This is a genomic window from Streptomyces sp. NPDC051064 (genome assembly GCF_044455985.1).
Lineage (GTDB): Bacteria > Actinomycetota > Actinomycetes > Streptomycetales > Streptomycetaceae > Streptomyces.
Genome location: NZ_JBITFK010000006.1, coordinates 444,377 through 464,480, shown reverse-complemented (window position 1 = coordinate 464,480; position 20,104 = coordinate 444,377). Strand labels below are relative to the sequence as shown.

Here is a 20,104-nt window from a genome sequence, read left to right as displayed (position 1 = left end):
TCAGCCGCCATATGCGTGATCCGTACACGCCGGGGAGCATGTTCCCCTCAGCCGCCGAACACGCGGAGGACGGAGCCGATTCGCCTGATGGAGGGGACATTCGGCGATTCGCGTTTGCGCCCGCCGGAACGTGTCCGGGCTCCCGTTGAACACAGAGGTACCCGTCGCCCGTACCAAGGGCCACGGAAGACGCGGACTCGCGTCCCGGACGGCAGAAGGACAACGGGAGTCGACATGAATACCTGGCGGAACGCCTCGCTCGCGGTGACGGCGGCGGCCCTCTTGGCGCTGACGACGGCGTGCGGTCAGGAGAAGGGCACCGCGTCGCCGAACGGCCAGGCCGTGGGGAACGCCGCGCCCGCACAGCAGCCGGCCGACGGCGGCTACGGCTCGGACGGCGGCTACGGTTCCGGCGCGGCACCGGGTGGCACGGCGAAGGAGGCCGGGCAACTCGCGGCGTGGGACAGCAAGAAGCTGGGCAAGGTGCTGACCGACAGCGAGGGGTTCACGCTCTACCGCTTCGACAAGGACACCGCCGAACCGCCCAGGTCGAATTGCGAGAGCGACTGTGCGAAGGCGTGGCCCGCGGTGCCGGCGCAGAACGCCGAAGCGGCCGCGGGCACCGAGGCGTCGCTGATCGGAGAGGTGACCAGGGACGACGGGAGCAAACAGCTGACCGTGGCGGGTTGGCCCATGTACCGCTATGCCGAGGACACCCGGCCCGGTGATGCCAACGGGCAGGGTGTCGGCGGGACATGGTTCGCCGCCGCTCCGGACGGAAAGAAAGCGGCGGTGAACGCCGACGGAGCCGCCGGTGCCCAGGCCGGCCTCGCCGGGCTTTCCGTCCGCGAGGATCCGGAACTCGGGAACATCGTCGTGGACAAGCGGGGTATGACGGTTTACCGCTTCAAGAAGGACTCGGCGTGGCCGATGAAGTCCGCGTGCGCGGGCGAGTGTCTGAAGAAGTGGCCGGTCGTCGGTCCCGTGGAGAAGAATGACGTCGAAGGCGTCACCACGAAGGGATTCGTCACCTTCGACCGTCCGGACGGCGTCAAGCAGCAATCGCTCGACTGCTGGCCCCTCTACACCTTCTCCGGCGACGCGCGGCCGGGAGACACCAACGGCCAAGGCGTCGGGGGCACATGGTACGCGGTCTCGCCCGACGCGAAACTGGTCGGAGCCTCCAAGTAACGCCCGGAAGATCCCCCGTGGTGCCGGTCCGTCGCCGAATGCGCACACGCAGCGACGGATCCGCACATGCCTCCGGTGTGTGACCAATAACGGATCTCTAATTTCCGTTTCCACTCGCTCTCCTGGCGGTCGATCAGTAGCCTCTGGTCAACACTGACCATGAGCATGGCCGGATCGCCGTGGCGACTTGTTGGAGACATCGATGGAGCGTCCCGCCTGGGCACCGCAAGGCATTGACATCTCGGTGCCGAGCGTGTCTCGCATGTACGACTTCTATCTGGGCGGTTCGCACAATTTCGAGGTGGACAGGGAAGCGGCCCGGAAGGCCATGGAGTTCATGCCGGGCCTGCCCAAGGTCATGCAGGCCAATCGTGCCTTTATGCGGCGGGCCGTGCACTACGCCACTGCTTCAGGCGTCAACCAGTTTCTGGACATAGGGTCCGGTATACCGACCTTCGGCAATGTTCACGAAGTCGCCCAGGCTGCCGACCCCGAGGCCCGGATCGCCTATGTCGACCACGACTCGGTCGCGGTCGCACACAGCCAGGCGGTGCTCGAGGGCAACGAGCGGGCCGTCATCGCCGCCGCGGATCTGCGTAAACCCCGGGAGATCCTGGCGGACCCGCAGATCAACGGCCTCCTCGACCTGGACAAGCCGGTGGCGCTGCTCCTGGTGGCGGTGCTCCACTTCATCGAGGACTCCGACGACCCGTACGCGGCGGTCGCGGAGCTGCGCGACGCGCTGGCCCCCGGCAGCCTGCTCGTCCTGACCCACGCGTCGTACGAGGGGATCCCGCTCACCGAGGAGGAGGCGGGCGGGACGGTCGGTGTCTACCGCACCATCCGCAATCCGCTGATCATGCGTTCGCGCACGGAGATCAGCGGATTCTTCGAGGGGTACGAGATGGTCGAGCCCGGACTCGTGGCCATGCCCGAGTGGCGGCCCGAGTCCCCCGAGCAGCTCGCGCAGGAAGACCCGTTCGCCTACTCGGGCTTCGGCGGGGTTGGGCGCAAGGCGTGAGCATTCCCGCCCAGTCGTCAGGCGCGCCTGACGCGGAACCCGACGGCCCCGAGGGCCGGCTCCGGAGATTCGCCACCATCTGGAGCCGGGCGATCTTCCCGTCCACGGCCACCTCCATGTCCCGCCCGGAGTTCGAGGAACATCTGCTGCCGCTCGCCCGGGAGCTGAGCGGCATCCTTCACGCCCGGGTCTTCGACGCGGCACCCGCGCACGGCGTCGGAGCCTCCCTGGTCGCCGCGCACTGCACGGATCCCGACGCCCTCAGCTCCACGCTCGGCGTCGTCGACGCCTACCTGGTGCTCTACTGCGGCGGCAACGGACCGGTGGAGCTGTCCACCGAGGACAGCCGGGCCCGGTGCGCACGGATCCAGCACGCGCTCGCCGGAGGCTTCACCCAGGCGCTGCGGGAGCGGACACTCACCGAGCAGGAGGCGATCGCCCGCTCGGCACTCGCCGCTCGCTCGCACGCCGAGCAGGCGCTGCACGCGACCGAGGCACGCTTCCGCGCCGTGTTCAAGGACGCCGCTGTCGGGATCGGCATCGCCGACCTCGACGGGAACATCCTGGAGATCAACGACACCCTCACCAAAATGTTCGGCGGCCTCGAGAACCACGTCCGCAGCCACAAGGTGAACGAGTGGGTGCACCCCGAGGACTCGCCGTACGTATGGAAGTACTACGACGAACTCGTGCGCGGTGAACGCGAGCACTACAGCGTCGAGAAGCCGTACTACCGCAACGACGGCACCGTGCTGTGGACCAACCTCACCGTGTCGCTCCTACGGGACTCGGACGGGCGGCCGGAGTACCAGCTGGCCCTCCTGGAGGACACCACCGAGCGGCGGCTCCTCAATCTGCGGCTGCGCTACGAGGCCACCCACGACGCGCTCACCGGCCTGCCCAACCGGACGCTGTTCTTCGAGCGCCTGGAGAAGGCCCTCGCGCCCAGGGAAGACATGCGCTTCGGGCTCTGCTACCTCGACCTGGACGGCTTCAAGGCGATCAACGACAGCCTGGGCCACGCGGCGGGTGACCGGCTCCTGGTCGAGGTAGCCGACCGGCTGCAGAGCTGTGCGACCGCCCCCGGCGAGATGGTCGCGCGGCTCGGCGGTGACGAGTTCGTGGCCCTCACGACCGGGCCGCGCACCCAGGACGAGGTGCACGAGCTGGCCGGACGCATCCTCTCCGCGCTCGCCACACCCATCCGTCTTGACGGCCGGGAGTTGACCGTCCGGGGATCCATAGGCGTCGTCGAAGGGCCGTCGGGCGAACGCACCGCAGCCGAGGTGCTCCGCAGCGCCGACATCACGATGTACCGGGCCAAGGCGGCGGGCGGGAACCGCTTCGCGCTCGCCGACGCCGAGGCCGACGCCCGCGCCATCACCCGCCACGGGCTGACCACGGCGCTGCCCGCGGCGCTGGACCGCGGCGAGTTCTTCATCGAGTACCAGCCGCTGGTGCACCTGGGGGACGGCAGCGTGCACGGAGCCGAGGCACTGGTGCGCTGGTGCCATCCGCAGCACGGCGTGCTCAGCCCGGACCGGTTCATCCCGCTCGCCGAGCACACCGGACTGATCGTGCCGCTCGGCCGCTGGGTGCTGGAGGAGTCCGTCCGGCAGGCGAACTTCTGGCAGGAACGCCACACCGACGGCGGGCCTCTGCGGATCAACGTCAACCTCTCGCCGACGCAGCTGCACCACCCGAGGCTGGTCGCCGAGACCGTCGACGTGCTGGAACGCTCGGGGCTGGAGCCCGGCGCCCTCTGTCTGGAGGTCACCGAGTCAGCGCTGATCGGCGCGGACGACGATCTGCTCAAGCCGCTGCGACAGCTGGCGGAGATGGGCGTCGACATCGCGCTGGACGACTTCGGCACCGGGTACTCGAACCTGGCGAACCTGCGCCGCCTGCCGGTGAGCATCCTCAAGCTGGATCGTTCCTTCACCCAGGGCATGCAGCACCACCCGGCCGACCCGGTCGACCTGAAGATCGTCGAGGGCATCGTCTCGCTCGCGCACAGCCTGGACCTCGCGGTCACGGTCGAGGGTGTCGAGACCGGTGCCCAGGCCGAGCAGCTGCGACAGCTCGGCTGCGACACCGCCCAGGGCTGGTACTACGCGCGCCCCGGCGCCCCGGACCGGATCCACGCGCTGCTGCTGGCGGACGCGGTCTGACGGCTCCGTCCTCAGCCGGCGCCCGGGCCCGGCCCGCCGACGGCTGAGGACGCTGCGGGCGGCCCCGCCCCCAGGAGCATCCGCTGGAGTTCCCGCGCCGCGCGCGGCGGTTCGACGTCGCTGCGGTGCGCCAGCGCGATCGTGCGCCGCAGTCCCGGCGAGGCCAGCGGTGTCGTACGGAGATCCTGGCCGGCCCGCACGGCGACCATGCGGGGCACGACGGCGATCCCGAGCCCCGCCCGTACGAAGCCGAGTACGGCGTCCATCTCGCCGCCCTCCACCGTGAACGAGGGCTCGAAGCCCTCCGCCCGGCACGCGGCGACGGTCAGCTCCCGAAGGTCGTAGCCGTGCCGGAACATCACCAGCGGCTCGTTCTCGAGATCGGCGATGTGCACGGCCCCCTTCCGCCCGGGTGCGGGCCGGGACGCCGATGACACCACCACCAGGTCCTCGTGCAGCAGCTCCACCGTGGTGAGCGCCGGCGAGCCCGCCGGCAGGGGCAGCACGAGCAACGCGAGATCCAGGGCGCCCCGTGCCAGCTGCCGTACGAGGTCGTGGGAGCCGCCCTCCTCGATCAGGAGCTGGATCCCCGGGTGCGCGCCGTGGAAGGCGCGCAGCACGTCGGGCAGCAGGCCCGTGCAGACGCTCGGGGTGGCGCCGAGCCTGATCCGCCCCCGGCGCAGCTGTACGAGCTCCTGCACCTCGTGCCGTGCGGTGTCCGCGTCCGCCAGGATCCTGCGGGCGAGCGGCAGCAGCGCCTCGCCCGCGTCGGTCAGCGCGATGTTGCCGCGCGCGCGGCTGAACAGCTCGGCGCCCAGCTCGTTCTCCAAGGCCTTGATCTGCTGGGAGAGGGAGGGCTGCGAGACGTGCACCTCTTCGGCGGCCCGGGTGAAGTGTCTGGCCTCGGCCACGGCCACGAAGTAGGCGAGCTGCTGAAAGTGCATGCGGCCGATGATAGCGAACTCCATAGTCTGTTCCTATGGAGATGAGTCATTTCATGTCTTGGACTGATGATGGTCTTCGGCTCTAGCGTCGTGTCCATGGCATTGGCAACGCGGACGGACCGACGGCCGTCCAGGACGCGTACGCTCTGGGACTCGTCCGTCGGCAAGAAGACGATCATGGCTGTGAGCGGCCTGATCATGCTCGGTTATCTGGCGGTCCACATGCTGGGCAACCTGAAGATCTTCTTCGGATCCGGCGAGTTCAATCACTACGCGCACTGGCTCCGGACCCTCGGCGAGCCCTTCCTGCACTACGAGTGGGCGCTGTGGATCATACGCGTGGTCCTCGTCGCGGCCGTCGTCCTGCACGCCGTCTCCGCCTACCAGCTGAGCCGCCGTGACCTCAGGGCGCGCCCGACGGCGTACGTCCACAAGAAGGCGCGTGCGAGCTACGCGACGCGCACCATGCGCTACGGCGGCATCATCCTCGCGCTGTTCATCGTCTGGCACATCCTGGACCTCACGACCGGCACCGTGCACACCGGCGGATTCCAGGCCGGGCACCCCTACCAGAACGTGCTCGACACCTTCTCGACCTGGTACGGGAACGTCATCTACATCGTCGCCGTGCTCGCGCTCGGCCTGCACGTCCAGCACGGCTTCTGGAGTGCGGCGCAGACCCTCGGCGTGGGCAGCGCGACCCGGGACCGCGTCCTGAAGACCCTCGCCAATGTCCTCGCAGTGGTGCTGACGGCCGGCTTCGTCTCCGTGCCCGTCGCCGTGATGACCGGAGTGGTGAGCTGACATGAGCGACTACACGAACTACCGCACCGGCGACCCCGTCGTCGACGCCAAGGCGCCCGAGGGCCCCGTCGCCGACCGCTGGGACACCCGTCGCTTCCAGGCGAAGCTGGTCAACCCCGCCAACCGCCGCAAGCACACCGTCATCGTCGTCGGCACCGGCCTCGCAGGCGGATCGGCCGGCGCCACCCTCGCCGAACAGGGCTACCACGTCGTCCAGTTCTGCTTCCAGGACTCGCCCCGGCGTGCCCACTCCGTCGCCGCCCAGGGCGGGATCAACGCGGCCAAGAACTACCGCAACGACGGCGACTCGGTGCACCGGCTCTTCTACGACACCGTCAAGGGCGGCGACTTCCGCGCCCGCGAGTCCAACGTCCACCGACTGGCCGAGATCTCGGTCGAGATCATCGACCAGTGCGTCGCCCAGGGCGTCCCCTTCGCCCGCGAGTACGGCGGCCTCCTCGACAACCGCTCGTTCGGCGGCGTCCAGGTCTCCCGCACCTTCTACGCCCGCGGGCAGACGGGGCAGCAGCTCCTCCTCGGCGCGTACCAGGCGCTCTCACGGCAGATCGCCGCCGGCAACGTCGAGCTCCACTCCCGCACCGAGATGCTGGACCTGATCGTCGTCGACGGCAAGGCCCGCGGCATCGTGGCCCGCGACCTCGTCACGGGGAGGATCGACACGTACTTCGCCGACGCGGTCGTCCTGGCGAGCGGTGGCTACGGGAACGTCTTCTACCTGTCGACCAACGCCATGAACTCCAACGCCACCGCGATCTGGCGCGCCCACCGGCGCGGAGCCTGGTTCGCGAACCCCTGCTTCACCCAGATCCACCCCACCTGCATCCCGCGCACCGGCGACCACCAGTCGAAGCTGACGCTGATGAGCGAGTCGCTGCGCAACGACGGACGCATCTGGGTCCCGAAGGCCAAGGGCGACGACCGCCCCGCCGACCAGATCCCGGAGGACGAGCGGGACTACTACCTGGAGCGCATCTACCCCGCCTTCGGCAACCTCGTGCCCCGTGACATCGCCTCCCGTGCCGCGAAGAACGTCTGCGACGAGGGCCGCGGTGTCGGACCCGGCGGACAGGGCGTCTACCTCGACTTCGCCGAGGCCATCGCGCGCATGGGCCGGAAGAAGGTCGAGGAGAAGTACGGCAACCTCTTCGACATGTACGCGCGGATCACCGCGGAGAATCCGTACGAGACGCCGATGCGCATCTACCCCGCCGTCCACTACACGATGGGCGGTCTCTGGGTCGACTACGACCTGCAGACCACGATCCCCGGCCTCTTCGCCATCGGTGAGGCCAACTTCTCCGACCACGGTGCCAACCGCCTCGGTGCCTCCGCGCTGATGCAGGGTCTCGCCGACGGCTACTTCGTGCTGCCGTCGACCATCAACGACTACCTGGCCCGCAATCCGCACACCGAGGAGATCGACGCCGGCCACCCGGCTGTCACCGAGGCGGTCGCCGAGACCGAGGACCGGCTGAATCTCCTCCTCTCGGTCGACGGGGACCGGACCCCGGACTCCTTCCACCGCGAGATCGGCGAACTCATGTGGGAGTTCTGCGGGATGGCCCGCACCGAGGAGGGTCTCCGCAAGGCCCTCGACCGGATCCCGCAGATCCGCGAGGAGTTCTGGCGCCGCATCAAGGTGCCCGGCACCGGCGAACAGTTCAACCAGTCGCTGGAGAAGGCCAACCGCGTCGTCGACTACCTGGAGCTCGCCGAACTCATGTGCCTCGACGCCCTGCACCGCGCCGAATCCTGCGGCGGTCACTTCCGCGAGGAGTCGCAGACCCCGGACGGCGAAGCCGCCCGCCGGGACGAGGAGTTCTCCTACGCCGCGGCCTGGGAGTTCAGCGCCACCGGCGACGCCCCCGTCCTGCACAAGGAAGACCTCGTCTTCGAGTACGTCCACCCCACTCAGCGGAGCTACGCATGAAGCTCACCCTGCGCGTCTGGCGCCAGCAGAACGCCGAGGCGCCCGGCGCCATGGCCACCTACGAAGTCGACGGCATCTCGCAGGACATGTCGTTCCTGGAGATGCTCGACACCCTCAACGAGGAGCTCATCCTCGGCGGGGACGAGCCCGTCGCCTTCGACCACGACTGCCGCGAAGGCATCTGCGGCGCGTGCAGCCTCGTCATCAACGGCGACGCCCACGGACCGGAGCGGACCACCACCTGCCAGCTTCACATGCGGTCCTTCCACGACGGCGACACGATCGACATCGAGCCGTGGCGGGCCTCGGCCTTCCCGGTCGTCAAGGACCTCGTCGTCGACCGCTCCTCCTTCGACCGGATCATCCAGGCAGGGGGATACATCTCCGCGCCCACCGGCACCGCGCCCGACGCGCACGCCACTCCGGTGCCCAAGCCGGACGCCGACTCCGCCTTCGAGCACGCCGAGTGCATCGGCTGCGGCGCCTGCGTCGCGGCCTGCCCGAACGGCTCGGCGATGCTCTTCACCTCCGCCAAGGTCAACCACCTCAACGTGCTCCCACAGGGCGCGCCCGAGCGGGAGACCCGGGTCCTCGACATGGTCGCCACCATGGACGACGAGGGCTTCGGCGGCTGCACCCTCACCGGAGAGTGCGCGACGGCCTGCCCCAAGGGCATCCCGCTGCCGTCGATCACCGCGATGAACAAGGAATGGCTGCGCGCCAACCGCAAGGTGCGCCGCTGATCCCGTCCCGGCGGTGGGGAGTCAGCCCGTCCGCAGTGCCTTCGCCAGGTATGCGGCCGTACGGCTCCCCGCCGCCCGGGCGACCTCACGCGGTGTTCCGGTGGCGACGATCCGGCCGCCCCGGTCCCCGCCGCCGGGCCCCAGGTCGATCACCCGGTCCGCACCGGCCACCACTGCCATGTCGTGCTCCACGACCACCACGGTGTTCCCCGCGTCCACCAGCCCGTGCAACTGCCGCATCAGCACCTCCACATCGGCCGGGTGCAGCCCTGTCGTAGGCTCGTCCAGCAGATAGAGCGTGTGCCCCCGCCGGGCACGCTGGAGCTCCGTGGCGAGCTTGATCCGCTGAGCCTCACCGCCCGACAGCTCCGTCGCCGGCTGGCCGAGCCGCAGATAGCCGAGCCCCACGTCGAGCAGCGCCCGCAGGCTGCGCTCGGCCGCCGGGGTCCCGGCGAGGAACTCCGCCGCCGCCTCCACCGTCAGGTCCAGCAACTCGGCGATCGTGAGTCCGCGAAGAGTCACCTCCAGCGTCCGCGGGTTGTAGCGCGCGCCGTGACAGTCCGGGCAGGGAGCGTACGTACTGGGCAGGAAGAGCAGCTCGACCGAGACGAACCCCTCGCCCTGGCAGGTCTCGCACCGCCCGCCCGCCACATTGAACGAGAACCGCCCCGCCCGGTACTTCCGCTCCCGCGCGGTCTCCGTCTCCGCGAACAGTTTCCGCACGACGTCGAACAACCCGGTGTACGTGGCCAGGTTGGACCGGGGCGTACGGCCGATGGGCCGCTGGTCCACCTGCACGAGCCGGTCCACCGCGTCCAGGCCCTCCGCCGAGGCGCAGTCCCACGCCACCGGCGCGGCAGGGTCCTCCGAGGCCTCCGCCGGCCGCCGGTCGGCGAGTGCCCCGGCCAGGACCTGGCCGACGAGGGTCGACTTGCCCGACCCCGACACCCCGGTGACCGCCGTCAGCACACCCAGCGGGAACGCGGCGTCGACGCCGCGCACGTTGTGCAGGTCCACCCCGCGCAGCGTGATCCACCCCGAGGGCGTCCGCGGCTCGCGCTCCTGCGCCGGTTCCTCGTCGAAGAGGAACCGGCGGGTGGCGGACCCGGCCACCCCGGCGAGGTCCGCCGGAGGTCCGCTGTGCAGGACCCGGCCTCCGTGCTCGCCGGCCAGCGGCCCCACGTCCACCAGCCAGTCGGCCTGCCGCACCACATCCATCTGGTGCTCCACCACGAACACCGAGTTCCCCGCCTCCTTGAGCCTGCCGAGTACACCGAGCAGCGCCTCCGTGTCGGCCGGGTGGAGCCCCGCCGAGGGCTCGTCCAGCACATAGACGACGCCGAACAGCCCCGAGCGCAGCTGGGTGGCCAGCCTCAGCCGCTGCAGCTCGCCGGACGACAGGGTCGGGGCCGTACGGTCGAGGCTGAGATAGCCGAGCCCCAGCTCGGTGACCGGTCCGATCCTGGCCAGCAGATCGGCCGTCAGCACCCGTGCCGTGTCGCTCCCGCCGCCCGCCTCCAGCAGCACCTCGGTGAGGGCGGTCAGGGGGAGCGCGACGAGGTCGGCGATCGTGCGGCCGGCGAACGTGACCGCCATGGCCTCCGGCCGGAGCCGGCTGCCTCCGCACACCGGACACGGCGCGCTCGTCAGGAAGCGCTCCGCCTTCGCCCGCAGCGTCCGGCTCCTGGAGTCCGCGAACGTGTGCATCACATAGCGGCGCGCGCTCATGTACGTACCCTGGTACGGGCGCTGGATGCGGCCCGCGTCGCGCACCGGATGCACCGTCACCACCGGCTGCTCGTCGGTGAACAGGATCCATTCGCGGTCCGCCGGGTCCAGCTCCTGCCACGGACGCCCGATGTCGTAGCCGAGGGCGTCCAGCACATCGCGCAGATTCTTGCCCTGCCAGGCTCCCGGCCAGGCCGCGATCGCGCCGTCGCGGACCGACAACGACGGGTCCGGGACGAGCAGTTCCTCCGTGGTGCGGTGGATGCGCCCCAGGCCGTGGCACTCGGGGCACGCCCCGGCCGCCGTGTTCGGGGAGAAGGAGTCCGAGTCGAGCCGTTCGGCGCCGGGCGGATGGTCACCGGCGCGCGAGAAGAGCATGCGCAGTGAGTTGGAGAGCGTGGTGACCGTACCCACCGAGGAGCGTGACCCGGGCGCGGACCGGCGCTGCTCCAGGGACACGGCGGGCGGCAGACCGGTGATCTCACCGACGTCGGGCGCCCCGACCTGGTGGATCAGCCGGCGGGCGTACGGGGCGACGGACTCGAAATACCGGCGCTGGGCCTCCGCGTAGATCGTCCCGAACGCCAGGGAGGACTTCCCCGAGCCCGAGACCCCGGTGAAGACCGCGAGGGTGTCGCGCGGGATGTCCACGTCCACGTCGCGGAGGTTGTGTTCACGCGCGCCGCGTACCCGGACGTACGGATCATGGGAGGTGGACATCGGCGGTGCGGCTCCGTGGGGGATCGGTGGGGTGGGCATGCTTCTGCCGGTGATCCTCCCGCACGCGGACGGACCACCGGCAGCGCGGGGTGCCGGCCCTACACCATGGGGTCCATGCCGCGGTCCGTCATGGAGCTCTCCTGCTCGCTCTGCTCCCGCAGGCGGCGGGCCTTGTCCTGGAGCCGCTGCCGCTGCTCCGGATCGGTGGCACGTTCCGCGGCCTCGTTCAGTTCCTGCGCCTTGGCACGCAGCTGCTTGGCGCGGCCGCCGGACTCACCTGCAACGCTCATGATCACTCCTGGATCTGTGGGGGAGCGGACCCCACCAGCGAAGCAGCGCCCGGCCCCGCCTGCATCTCGAGCGGCTTCTAAGGTGGGCGTCGTGAGTGACGAGACCCGGCCGCTGGCCGTATTCGACCTTGACGGCACGCTCGCCGACAGCGGCCACCGGCAGCACTTCCTCGAGGGCTCGCGGCGCGACTGGGACGGTTTCTTCTCGGCGGCACGCCTCGACCCCCCGCTGGAGGAGGGTGTGAGCCTGGTGCTGGCGAGCGCCGAGGAGTGCGAGGTCGTCTATCTGACCGGGCGGCCCGAGAAGTGCCGCAGGGACACGCTGGCCTGGCTGGAGCGGCAGGGGCTGCCGAAGGGCAGCGTCCACATGCGCGGCAACGCCGACCGGCGGCCGGCCCGCCGTACCAAGCTGGAGATCCTGGAACGGCTGGGCCGGGAACGTGAGGTGCGCGTCCTCGTCGACGACGACGAGCTGGTGTGCGACGCCGCCGAGCGGGCGGGGTTCACGGTCGTACGCGCCCGGTGGGCCGTCGCGCCGCCGTCGATGAAGGACGCGCAGGAGCGCGAAGGGCGTACCTGACCTCGACCGGCCGCGGTGGCGCCCGGTCCGGTCCCGCGTCCGGACCGGCGTACCGGGTCAGGCCTTCTCGTCGAGGCGGAAACCGACTTTGAGCCCCACCTGGTAGTGGGCGATGCGGCCGTCCTCGATATGGCCGCGGACCTGCGTCATCTCGAACCAGTCGAGATTGTGCAACGTTTCGGAGGCTCTTGCGACGCCGTTCCGGATCGCCGCGTCGAGACCCTCCTCGGAGGATCCTACGATCTCGGTGACCCGGTAGGTGTGATTAGACATCTAATGTCTCCTTTCGTGGTTCCACGGTGCCTCACTCCCGGTCGGAGCGCGAGGTGTCCGCCCGGCGATCCGCGACGGGACGGGGCTTGACCTGCCCATTGGTCCATACCAAACTCCGGTCCATACACCCGTGCGAGCGCCGCCCGCAGTCCCCCCACCCGGGTTCTGTCATTCGTCGTGCCGTTTCGCAGAAGGTGACCCCCGTGAAGATCCGCATACTGGCCGGAGCCGTCGCGCTCGTTTCCTCCGTCGCCCTGAGCGGCTGCGGCTACCTTCCCGGTACGGGCACCGACAGCAGCACCGTGACGGTGTGGCTGATGAAGGGCAGTGCCTCCCAGAGCTTCCTGGACAGCTTCAAGGAGTCGTACGAGGCCGAGCACCCCTCGATCGAACTGGAGTTCGTCCTCCAGGAGTGGGGTGGCATCGGCCCCAAGGTCCTCAAGGCGCTTGAGGGCGATGACGCACCGGACGTCATCGAGGTCGGCAACACCCAGGTCGCCCAGTACGCGGAGAGCGGTGAACTGCGCGATCTCACCCTGGAATCGATGCGAGACCTGGGCGGCGAGGACTGGCTGCCGGGACTCGCGGAACCGGGCAGGGTCAACGGCGGACAGTACGGAATCCCCTGGTACGCGGCCAACCGCGTCGTGATCTACAACAAGGACCTCTTCGCGCAGGCGGGGATCACCGAACTCCCCAGGACGCGCGAGGAGTGGGTGGACGTCAGTGAGCGGCTGAACACGGACGGCCGGCAGGGCATCTACCTCGCCGGACAGAACTGGTACGTACTCGCCGGGTTCATCTGGGACGAGGGCGGCGAACTGGCGGACGACCGCGGCGGCGACTGGGAGGGCACACTCGACTCACCCGCCGCTCTGCGGGGCATGGACTTCTACAAGACGCTTCAGGCGCTCGGCGACGGGCCCAAGGACGCCGACGAGCAGACGCCCCCGGAGACCGATGTGTTCGCCGAGGGCGACGTCGCCCAGATCATCTCCGTGCCCGGAAGTGCCGCACTCATCGAACAGCGGAACCCCGAACTCAAGGGGAAGCTCGGCTACTTCCCCATCCCCGGCAAGAGCGCGAAGAAGCCGGGCGCGGTCTTCACCGGAGGCTCCGACCTGATCGTGCCCGAAGGCGCCGACCAGCGGAGCGAGGGCATCGAGGTCGTCAAGGCCCTCGCGGGGGAGCAGTGGCAGACCGAGCTCGCCCGGGCCATGAGCTACGTACCGAACAAGCCCGCGCTGGCCGGCGTCGTCGAAGGCCAGGAAGGGACCTCCGCGATGGCGGAGGGCGCCACCGAGGGCCGCGCCACCCCCAATTCTCCCTATTGGCCGGCCGTCGAGGCGGACAACCCGATCAAGCCGTACATGACGGCCGTGCTGGAGGGCGGCGATCCGGCGGAAGAGGCGAAGCAGGCGTCCGAAAGCATCACGTCCAAGCTGATCACCGGCTGACGGGGGCGAGGAGGGGCCGCCCAGGAGGGCGGCCAGGCCCGCCCGCGAGCCGGGGATTCAGCCGTCGCACATCCCCTCGCTCCGCAGCGGTCATGTCGAATCCAGCCGGCCACGGAAGAAGTAGGGGGCCGGGCCGTCGCACTCCCGCGGCAGCCGCAGGCCGCCCCGCTGATCCGTCCCCGGAGACCGCCATGACCGTGCTGCCGCTCACCTCCCCCGCCTCCGCACCCCTCACCTCCTCCACCCCCGCCGGCGTACCCGCGCCGCGTCCGGCCGCCGCCGGTGCCCCCTCGGGGTACCGGGTCTCCCTGGCCACCGGCGAGGACGACGTACGGGCCGCCCAGCGCCTGCGCCACCTCGTGTTCGCCGGAGAGCTGGGCGCCCGGCTCGACAGCGCCGAACCCGGCCTGGACAGCGATGCCTTCGACGCCTACTGCGACCACCTGCTGGTGCGCGAGGTGGCCACCGGCGAGGTGGTCGCCACCTACCGGCTGCTGCCGCCCGAGGGGGCGAGGCTCGCGGGCGGCCTCTACGCCGAGAGCGAGTTCGACCTGGCCCGCCTCGGCCCGATCCGCGACGACCTCGTCGAGGTGGGGAGGTCCTGCGTCCACCCCGCCCACCGGGACGGTGCCGTCATCGCCCTCATCTGGGCCGGTCTCGCCCGCTACATGGAGCGCACCGGCTACACCTGGCTGGCCGGCTGCTGTTCCGTACCTCTCGCCGACGGAGGGGCACTGGCCGCCCGTAGTTGGGACACCGTACGGACCCACCACCTGGCTCCCGAGGAGTACTGGGTCACCCCCCACCGCCTCTGGGACACCACGGGCCACCCCGGCGGCGGCGCGGGCGGCCGCGCCGGACTGCCTCCGCTGCTGCGCGGCTATCTGCGCCTCGGCGCCTGGGTCTGCGGAGCCCCGGCCCACGACCCGGACTTCAATGTCGCGGACCTCTACGTCCTGCTCTCGATGCGCCGTACGGACCCGCGCTACCTGCGGCACTTCCTCTCGCTGGCCCCGCTGCGATGAGTGCCTGGCTGCCCGTCGCCCCCTGCACCCCGCGCGACTGCGCACTCCACGAGGGCGCCAGGCGTCCGCCCGCCCGCGCCGTCGCCCTGCTGACCGCAGGATGCGCCCTCACCCTGCTGGGGGTGCTCTGCGTGCCGGCTGTGCTGCTCCTGGGACCGTCGTACCGTGACCTGCTGATCCGCCGGTGGGCCTACGCGGTGGTGCGGGCCTTCGGCGTACGCATACGGGTCACCGGGCACCCGGTGGGACGGGCCCGGCCACCGGCGGGCGAGCTCGTGGTCGCCAATCACGTCTCGTGGCTGGACATCCCGCTGGTGGCCGCCGTGTTTCCCGCCCGGATGGTCGCCAAGAGCGAGATACGGAACTGGCCGCTGCTCGGACCGCTCGCCGCGCTCGGCGGCACCCTGTTCATCGAGCGGGACCGGCTGCGGGCCCTCCCGCACGCCGTGCGGGCCGTCGCCGGGGCGCTGGCCTCCGGCTCGCGGGTCGCGGTGTTCCCACAGGGCAGCACATGGTGCGGCCGGAGCGGCGGCGGCAGGTTCCGGCCCGCCGCCTTCCAGGCGGCGATCGACGCCGGCTCCGCCGTCCGCCCGGTCCGCATCAGCTACCGGACGGCGACGACGAACGCGGCGGGAGCCGCCGCGTTCGTCGGGGACGACCCGCTCGCCGCATCGCTGTGGCGTGTGGTGACGGCGGCGGGGCTCACCGCCGAGATCCGGATCCTGCCGCCGCTCCGCGCGGACGGTGCACCCGGTCGGCGGGCACTGGCGCGAGCGGCTCAGTCCGCCGTGGCCAGCGACAGCGCGAACCTGCCGGCGGAGTCCGTCCACCACTGATCCAGCCGCAGTCCCGCCGCGGCCAGCTCGTCCCGCACCTTCTCCTCACGGAACTTCGCCGAGATCTCCGTGCGCAGTTCCTCGCCCTCCTCGAACTGCACCACGAGGTCCAGCTCCCGGATCTTGACCGTCAGCGCCCGGCGGGCCCGCAGCCGCATCTCGATCCACTCGTGGTCCGGGTCCCAGAGGGCCACATGAGTGAAGTCGTCGGGCGGGAAGTCCGCTCCCAGCTCACGGTTCACCACGGCCAGCACGTTCTTGTTGAACTCTGCCGTCACCCCGGCCGCGTCGTCGTACGCCGCGACGAGGGTCGCCTCGTCCTTGACCAGGTCCGTACCGAGCAGCAGCCCGTCCCCGGGGGCGAGCCGTGCCCGTACGGACCGGAGGAACTCCGCGCGCTCCTCCGGGAGCAGATTGCCGAGCGTCCCGCCGAGGAACACGACCAGCCGGGGGCCGGGGCTCTCCGGCAGCTCCAGGTCATGCGTGAAGTCGGCGACGAGCGCGTGCACGGACAGCCCGGGACGTTCGGCCAGCAGCGCTTCGGCCGCCCCTTCGAGGGCGCTCTCGCTGACATCGACCGGCACGTACGTGTGCAGCGCCGGCAGCGCGTCCAGCAGATGCCGCGTCTTCTCCGAGGAGCCGGACCCCAGCTCGATCAGGGTCCGCGCCCCGGACGCCGCGGCGATCTCACCGGCACGGGCGACCAGGATCTCCCGCTCCGCACGCGTCGGGTAGTACTCGTCCAGCCGGGTGATCTCCTCGAAAAGGTCACTGCCGCGCGCGTCGTAGAACCACTTGGGCGGCAGCGTCTTCGGTTGCCGCGTCAGACCGCTCAGCACATCGGCGCGCAGCGCCGCGTCCGTCGCGTCCGCAGGCAGGGTGCGGGTCAGCAGGAAGGGACTCACGCGGTGGGCTCCTTGAGCGGGGTCAGAAGGACATCGGTGCGCGTCGCGGCCAGCAGGGTGCGGTCCGGGACCTCGCGCCAGTACGGATCGTCGTCGTACGGCTCGGAGGCCACCACCGTGCGGCGGCCCGGCTCGTGGAGATACCAGAGGGAGTCGCCCCAGGTGGTCGCCACGATGGTGGAACCGTCGGTGATCAGCAGATTGAGGCGTGAGCCGGGGGCGGCCGCGCCGACATCGCGGACCGTGTCGGCGACCGCCTGGGCTATCTCGTCACCCTGCGCCGCCCGGTGGAGCACCAGGGCCCAGATCAGCGCCGAGTCGCTCCGCGCCGCAAGGGCGAGCAGCCTCTCGGGGGGCAGGCCCCCGGCCAGCGGTGCCAGGGAGCCCGGCCAGCCCCTCACCGCGCCGTTGTGGCTGAAGAGCAGGCGTCCCTCGGCGAAGGGAGCCGCGGCGGCCTCCCCGTCCGCCCCGGCGAACGTGGCGTCACGGACCGCGGCGAGCAGCGCCGTGCTGCGCACCACGCGGGCCAGATCGGCGAAGGTCTCGTCGCCCCAGACGGGCCCGGTGCGGCGGTAGCGGCCGGGCACGGGATCCCCCTCCGCGTACCAGCCGACCCCGAACCCGTCGGCGTTGACCGTGCCGTACCGCTGACGGCGTGGCTCCCAGGACTGACGCACGAGCCCGTGAGCGGGGGACACGAGCACCTCTCCCAGTGCCACGGGCGGCCCCAGGTAGGCGATATGACGGCACATCAGGCGTCCCTCGCCGTGCGGAAGCCGGAGAAGATCTGGCGCCGGACAGGGAGGTCCCAGTTGCGGAACGTGCCCCGGCACGCCACCGGGTCCACGGCGAACGAACCGCCGCGCAGCACCTTGTGCCCGGGGCCGAAGAACACCTCCGAGTACTCGCGGTACGGGAACGCGACGAAGCCGGGGTAGGGCAGGAAGTCGCTCGACGTCCACTCCCACACATCCCCGATCAGCTGGCCCGCGCCCGACGGGGACCGGCCGGCCGCGTAGGCACCGGCTGCGGCGGGCCGTAGATGGCGCTGGCCCAGATTGGCCCTCTCGGGTGTCGGGTCCTCGTCGCCCCAGGGGTAGCGCAGCGAACGCCCCGAGACGGGGTCGTGCCGGGCGGCCTTCTCCCACTCCGGCTCGGTCGGCAGGCGACGGCCCGCCCAGCGGGCGTACGCGTCCGCCTCGTACCAGCTGACGTGGAGCACCGGCTCGTCCGCCCGCACGGGCTCGGTCACGCCGAAGCGCCGGCGCAGCCACTGGCCCGCGTCCCGGTGCCAGAACAGAGGCGCGGTCAGGTCGTGTTCGCGGACCATCGCCCAGCCCTCGGGGGCCCACCAGCGCTCGTCGGTGTAGCCGCCGTCCTCGATGAAGCGCTGGTAGGCGCCGCAGGTGACCGGCGCGGTGTCGATATGGAAGGCGGCCACCTCGCGTCGGTGCGCCGGGCGTTCGTTGTCCAGCGCCCAGGGCTCGGTGGAGGTCCCCATGGTGAAGGAGCCCCCGGGGACCAGGGCCTCGGACGGCAGTGTGACGGCGCCGGTGGGTCCCGGAGGCTCCGGCGCGTCGAGCACCGCCGGTCCCGAGCGGAGCTGATGGGTGATCAGCATCGTCTCGTCGTGCTGCTGTTCGTGCTGAGCGACCATGCCGAAGGCGAATCCCGCCTGCTCCAGCGGGCGTCCCCCGCCGTTCAGCGGAGCGCCGCCGAGGATGTCCAGGGCCCTGCCCCGCACGTCCGCGGCGTACGTCCGTGCCTCCGCCGGTGCCAGCAGGGGCAGGGAGGGCCGGCTGGCCCTGGAGTGCTCGAAGGCGTCGTACAGTCCGTCGATCTCGGGGCGCATCGCCTCACGGCCGCCGACGGCCCGCAGCAGCCACAGCTCCTCCTGGTTCCCGATGTGCGCCAGGTCCCAGACCAGCGGCGACATCAAGGGGGAGTGCTGCGCGGTGAGCTCGTGGTCGTCGACGCTGTCGGTGAGGAGAGCGGTGCGCTCGCGGGCGGTGAGGAGCGCCGCGAGGGCTCGTTCGCGCAGCCCCTCCGCGTCGAATTCCTGGCCGGTGTGCGGAGCAGAGGTGTCGGTCATCGGACCAAGCCCTTTCCGTGCGGCGCCTGTGCCGGGTCGGGAAAATCGTCGGCCGGACATCGACCCCGGGCCACATAGCGGTCATGGAAGGCGGCGACCGTCCCCAGGACGTGGTCACTCGCCCCGATCCTGGGCAGCGCCTCCAGCGCCGCCGTGAAGCAGGCGGCGGCCACCACCGCCAGCTCCGGATCCCTCAGCCCGTCGCGGGCGGCGGCGGTCCAGAGCGGGTTGCGGGGCGCGGCCGGCATGCCCGCGGTCTCGGCCAGAGGTTTCACGGTGCGGTACACGGTCTCTGCTGCCTCCGGGTCGTCGAAGAGAGCGGTGGTGACGGCCAGGGGCACGAGCCAGCCGTCGGTGCCGGGCTGGGCGTCGATCATGCGCAGCTCCAGGTGCCCGCGCGGGCGCACCGGCGGGAACAGCGTGGTGAGGTGATAGTCCAGATCGGCCCGCACCGGCGGTCTCGGCCCACCGCCGCGGATCCAGTCCCGGAACGTCAGACCGTGCGGTACGGTCCAGGGGCCGTCGTCGCTCCGGACACACATCACCGGTGTGGCGAGCACATGCTCGGCCCAGGCGTCCCGGGGCGCGAGACGGCTCTGCGGCGCGAGCGTCCTGGCCGGATCGAGGCCGGCCCACAACGCCTGCCGGGTCGACTGCCAGCCGGTGCGCCGGCCCTGCCGGAACGGCGAATTGGCGAAGGCCGCGACCAGCACCGCGCCCAGCAGGTTCCCGAGCTGCCAGCGCCGCCCGTAACCCAGTGGGCCCGGCTCCTCCTCACCGGCGTCCAGGCAGACCTGGACGGACGCCGAGGTGCACATCATGGCGCGGCCCTCGGAACCCGACCGGTCGAGGGCGGCTTCCATGGCGTCGTACCGTGGCTCCCGCAGCAGACGGCGCGGCGGATGCCACGGGTCCACGCCCATGCCGGCCAAGGTCAGCCCGGCCCGGCCGAGGGTGTCGCGTACGGAGACCAGATCGGCGGCCGTGGCGTCGACGCAGGCCATCAGGGAGCCCGCCGGCTGGGAGCTGAGCTCCAGCTGACCGCCGGGTTCGAAGGTCAGGGCGGCGTCCAGCGGGGTCGCGCGCACGGCGTCGGCCGCGGCGCGGAGGCGGTCGTGGGAGACGGCGACCTCGGGATGTTCACGGTCGTGAATGAGCCATTCCAGCTCCACACCTACCGTCCGGGGCGGTCCCGTCTTGAAACATATGCCGCGGAGCAGATCCTCCGCTTCTTCCTCGCCGAGCGGCGCCGCGCCGACGGGCGGGCCGTGCTGGCCGAGAGTGTCCGGGGGCATGCTGGGCCTCCTCTTCGGGTGCTTGCTTCCCACCCAAACCCTTACCGGGAGTTCGCACAAGGGTGCCCCTGTGCGACG

General features: G+C 71.0%; 18 protein-coding genes. 10 read left to right on the top strand and 8 right to left on the bottom strand.

Annotated elements, in window-relative coordinates:
• The first annotated feature begins 234 nt into the window (after window positions 1-234).
• The 3 genes from ACIBCU_RS23680 (at window position 235) to ACIBCU_RS23670 (ending at window position 4,383) form a co-directional block, all read left to right on the top strand.
• Window positions 235-1,191 (top strand): SCO0930 family lipoprotein, encoded by a 957-nt coding sequence (locus tag ACIBCU_RS23680; RefSeq protein WP_362938475.1) that lies wholly within the window; start codon window positions 235-237, stop codon window positions 1,189-1,191.
• Between the two features lie 202 nt (window positions 1,192-1,393).
• Window positions 1,394-2,212, top strand: coding sequence for an SAM-dependent methyltransferase (locus ACIBCU_RS23675; RefSeq protein WP_362938478.1), 819 nt, complete (start codon window positions 1,394-1,396; stop codon window positions 2,210-2,212).
• The gene (locus tag ACIBCU_RS23670) at window positions 2,209-4,383 is read left to right on the top strand and encodes an EAL domain-containing protein (RefSeq protein WP_362938481.1); all 2,175 of its coding nucleotides are present in this window, start codon (window positions 2,209-2,211) and stop codon (window positions 4,381-4,383) included. The genes ACIBCU_RS23675 and ACIBCU_RS23670 overlap by 4 nt, the downstream gene beginning before the upstream one ends.
• An 11-nt stretch (window positions 4,384-4,394) precedes the next feature.
• On the opposite strand, the gene ACIBCU_RS23665 is transcribed toward ACIBCU_RS23670, so the two are convergent.
• A complete protein-coding gene (locus ACIBCU_RS23665; RefSeq protein WP_399233708.1) occupies window positions 4,395-5,327 on the bottom strand; it encodes a LysR family transcriptional regulator in 933 nt (310 codons plus the stop codon).
• Between the two features lie 96 nt (window positions 5,328-5,423).
• Between ACIBCU_RS23665 and ACIBCU_RS23660 the strand changes: the two genes are divergently transcribed.
• The 3 genes from ACIBCU_RS23660 to ACIBCU_RS23650 are packed head-to-tail and all read left to right on the top strand — an operon-like array spanning window position 5,424 to window position 8,825.
• Window positions 5,424-6,131: a succinate dehydrogenase gene (locus tag ACIBCU_RS23660; RefSeq protein ID WP_399233705.1), complete on the top strand. Its 708-nt coding sequence runs from the start codon at window positions 5,424-5,426 to the stop codon at window positions 6,129-6,131.
• A 1-nt stretch (window position 6,132) separates the two neighbouring features.
• Window positions 6,133-8,082 (top strand): fumarate reductase/succinate dehydrogenase flavoprotein subunit, encoded by a 1,950-nt coding sequence (locus tag ACIBCU_RS23655; RefSeq protein WP_399233703.1) that lies wholly within the window; start codon window positions 6,133-6,135, stop codon window positions 8,080-8,082.
• Entirely contained in the window at window positions 8,079-8,825 is a 747-nt protein-coding gene (locus ACIBCU_RS23650; RefSeq protein ID WP_399233701.1) for a succinate dehydrogenase/fumarate reductase iron-sulfur subunit, read from the top strand. The genes ACIBCU_RS23655 and ACIBCU_RS23650 overlap by 4 nt, the downstream gene beginning before the upstream one ends.
• A 21-nt stretch (window positions 8,826-8,846) precedes the next feature.
• Here the strand turns inward: ACIBCU_RS23650 and ACIBCU_RS23645 are convergent, their stop codons facing one another.
• The gene (locus ACIBCU_RS23645) at window positions 8,847-11,273 is read right to left on the bottom strand and encodes an ABC transporter (RefSeq protein ID WP_399233699.1); all 2,427 of its coding nucleotides are present in this window, start codon (window positions 11,271-11,273) and stop codon (window positions 8,847-8,849) included.
• Between the two features lie 98 nt (window positions 11,274-11,371).
• Window positions 11,372-11,563 (bottom strand): DUF6381 family protein, encoded by a 192-nt coding sequence (locus ACIBCU_RS23640; RefSeq protein WP_104782993.1) that lies wholly within the window; start codon window positions 11,561-11,563, stop codon window positions 11,372-11,374.
• 91 nt (window positions 11,564-11,654) lie between these two features.
• Here ACIBCU_RS23640 and ACIBCU_RS23635 point away from each other — a divergent pair, with 91 nt between their 5' ends.
• Window positions 11,655-12,143 carry a hypothetical protein gene (locus ACIBCU_RS23635; RefSeq protein WP_362938496.1) on the top strand — a complete coding sequence of 163 codons (489 nt, stop codon included), beginning with the start codon at window positions 11,655-11,657 and terminating at the stop codon, window positions 12,141-12,143.
• Between the two features lie 57 nt (window positions 12,144-12,200).
• Here the strand turns inward: ACIBCU_RS23635 and ACIBCU_RS23630 are convergent, their stop codons facing one another.
• Window positions 12,201-12,416 carry a dodecin gene (locus ACIBCU_RS23630; protein WP_362938499.1) on the bottom strand — a complete coding sequence of 72 codons (216 nt, stop codon included), beginning with the start codon at window positions 12,414-12,416 and terminating at the stop codon, window positions 12,201-12,203.
• Window positions 12,417-12,619: 203 nt separating this feature from the next.
• Between ACIBCU_RS23630 and ACIBCU_RS23625 the strand changes: the two genes are divergently transcribed.
• The 3 genes from ACIBCU_RS23625 (at window position 12,620) to ACIBCU_RS23615 (ending at window position 15,734) form a co-directional block, all read left to right on the top strand.
• On the top strand, window positions 12,620-13,873 hold the full coding sequence (locus ACIBCU_RS23625; protein ID WP_399233696.1) for an extracellular solute-binding protein: 1,254 nt from the start codon (window positions 12,620-12,622) through the stop codon (window positions 13,871-13,873).
• Between the two features lie 191 nt (window positions 13,874-14,064).
• Window positions 14,065-14,898 (top strand): GNAT family N-acyltransferase, encoded by an 834-nt coding sequence (locus ACIBCU_RS23620; RefSeq protein ID WP_362938505.1) that lies wholly within the window; start codon window positions 14,065-14,067, stop codon window positions 14,896-14,898.
• On the top strand, window positions 14,895-15,734 hold the full coding sequence (locus ACIBCU_RS23615; protein WP_399233693.1) for a lysophospholipid acyltransferase family protein: 840 nt from the start codon (window positions 14,895-14,897) through the stop codon (window positions 15,732-15,734). The genes ACIBCU_RS23620 and ACIBCU_RS23615 overlap by 4 nt, the downstream gene beginning before the upstream one ends.
• Here ACIBCU_RS23615 and egtD read toward each other — a convergent pair.
• From egtD to egtA, 4 genes are read right to left on the bottom strand one after another with little or no spacing between them, the layout of a single operon-like run.
• Window positions 15,677-16,639: an L-histidine N(alpha)-methyltransferase gene (gene egtD / locus ACIBCU_RS23610; protein ID WP_362938511.1), complete on the bottom strand. Its 963-nt coding sequence runs from the start codon at window positions 16,637-16,639 to the stop codon at window positions 15,677-15,679. The two genes, ACIBCU_RS23615 and egtD, sit on opposite strands and share 58 nt — an antisense overlap.
• Window positions 16,636-17,391: an ergothioneine biosynthesis protein EgtC gene (gene egtC, locus ACIBCU_RS23605; RefSeq protein WP_362938514.1), complete on the bottom strand. Its 756-nt coding sequence runs from the start codon at window positions 17,389-17,391 to the stop codon at window positions 16,636-16,638. Before egtC ends, egtD begins: the two co-directional genes overlap by 4 nt.
• Window positions 17,391-18,731, bottom strand: coding sequence for an ergothioneine biosynthesis protein EgtB (egtB, locus tag ACIBCU_RS23600; RefSeq protein WP_399233690.1), 1,341 nt, complete (start codon window positions 18,729-18,731; stop codon window positions 17,391-17,393). Before egtB ends, egtC begins: the two co-directional genes overlap by 1 nt.
• Window positions 18,728-20,026: an ergothioneine biosynthesis glutamate--cysteine ligase EgtA gene (gene egtA, locus ACIBCU_RS23595; RefSeq protein WP_399233688.1), complete on the bottom strand. Its 1,299-nt coding sequence runs from the start codon at window positions 20,024-20,026 to the stop codon at window positions 18,728-18,730. Before egtA ends, egtB begins: the two co-directional genes overlap by 4 nt.
• Between the last annotated feature and the right edge of the window lie 78 nt (window positions 20,027-20,104).

Excerpts from the sequence above, each read along its gene's own strand:
- ACIBCU_RS23680 (WP_362938475.1), top strand. The coding sequence starts at position 235 with ATGAATACCTGGCGGAACGCCTCGCTCGCGGTGACGGCGGCGGCCCTC.
- ACIBCU_RS23675 (WP_362938478.1), top strand. The coding sequence starts at position 1,394 with ATGGAGCGTCCCGCCTGGGCACCGCAAGGCATTGACATCTCGGTGCCG.
- ACIBCU_RS23665 (WP_399233708.1), bottom strand. The coding sequence starts at position 5,327 with ATGCACTTTCAGCAGCTCGCCTACTTCGTGGCCGTGGCCGAGGCCAGA.
- ACIBCU_RS23660 (WP_399233705.1), top strand. The coding sequence starts at position 5,424 with ATGGCATTGGCAACGCGGACGGACCGACGGCCGTCCAGGACGCGTACG.
- ACIBCU_RS23655 (WP_399233703.1), top strand. The coding sequence starts at position 6,133 with ATGAGCGACTACACGAACTACCGCACCGGCGACCCCGTCGTCGACGCC.
- ACIBCU_RS23650 (WP_399233701.1), top strand. The coding sequence starts at position 8,079 with ATGAAGCTCACCCTGCGCGTCTGGCGCCAGCAGAACGCCGAGGCGCCC.
- ACIBCU_RS23645 (WP_399233699.1), bottom strand. The coding sequence starts at position 11,273 with ATGTCCACCTCCCATGATCCGTACGTCCGGGTACGCGGCGCGCGTGAA.
- ACIBCU_RS23640 (WP_104782993.1), bottom strand. The coding sequence starts at position 11,563 with ATGAGCGTTGCAGGTGAGTCCGGCGGCCGCGCCAAGCAGCTGCGTGCC.
- ACIBCU_RS23630 (WP_362938499.1), bottom strand. The coding sequence starts at position 12,416 with ATGTCTAATCACACCTACCGGGTCACCGAGATCGTAGGATCCTCCGAG.
- ACIBCU_RS23620 (WP_362938505.1), top strand. The coding sequence starts at position 14,065 with ATGACCGTGCTGCCGCTCACCTCCCCCGCCTCCGCACCCCTCACCTCC.
- ACIBCU_RS23615 (WP_399233693.1), top strand. The coding sequence starts at position 14,895 with ATGAGTGCCTGGCTGCCCGTCGCCCCCTGCACCCCGCGCGACTGCGCA.
- egtC (WP_362938514.1), bottom strand. The coding sequence starts at position 17,391 with ATGTGCCGTCATATCGCCTACCTGGGGCCGCCCGTGGCACTGGGAGAG.
- egtB (WP_399233690.1), bottom strand. The coding sequence starts at position 18,731 with ATGACCGACACCTCTGCTCCGCACACCGGCCAGGAATTCGACGCGGAG.
- egtA (WP_399233688.1), bottom strand. The coding sequence starts at position 20,026 with ATGCCCCCGGACACTCTCGGCCAGCACGGCCCGCCCGTCGGCGCGGCG.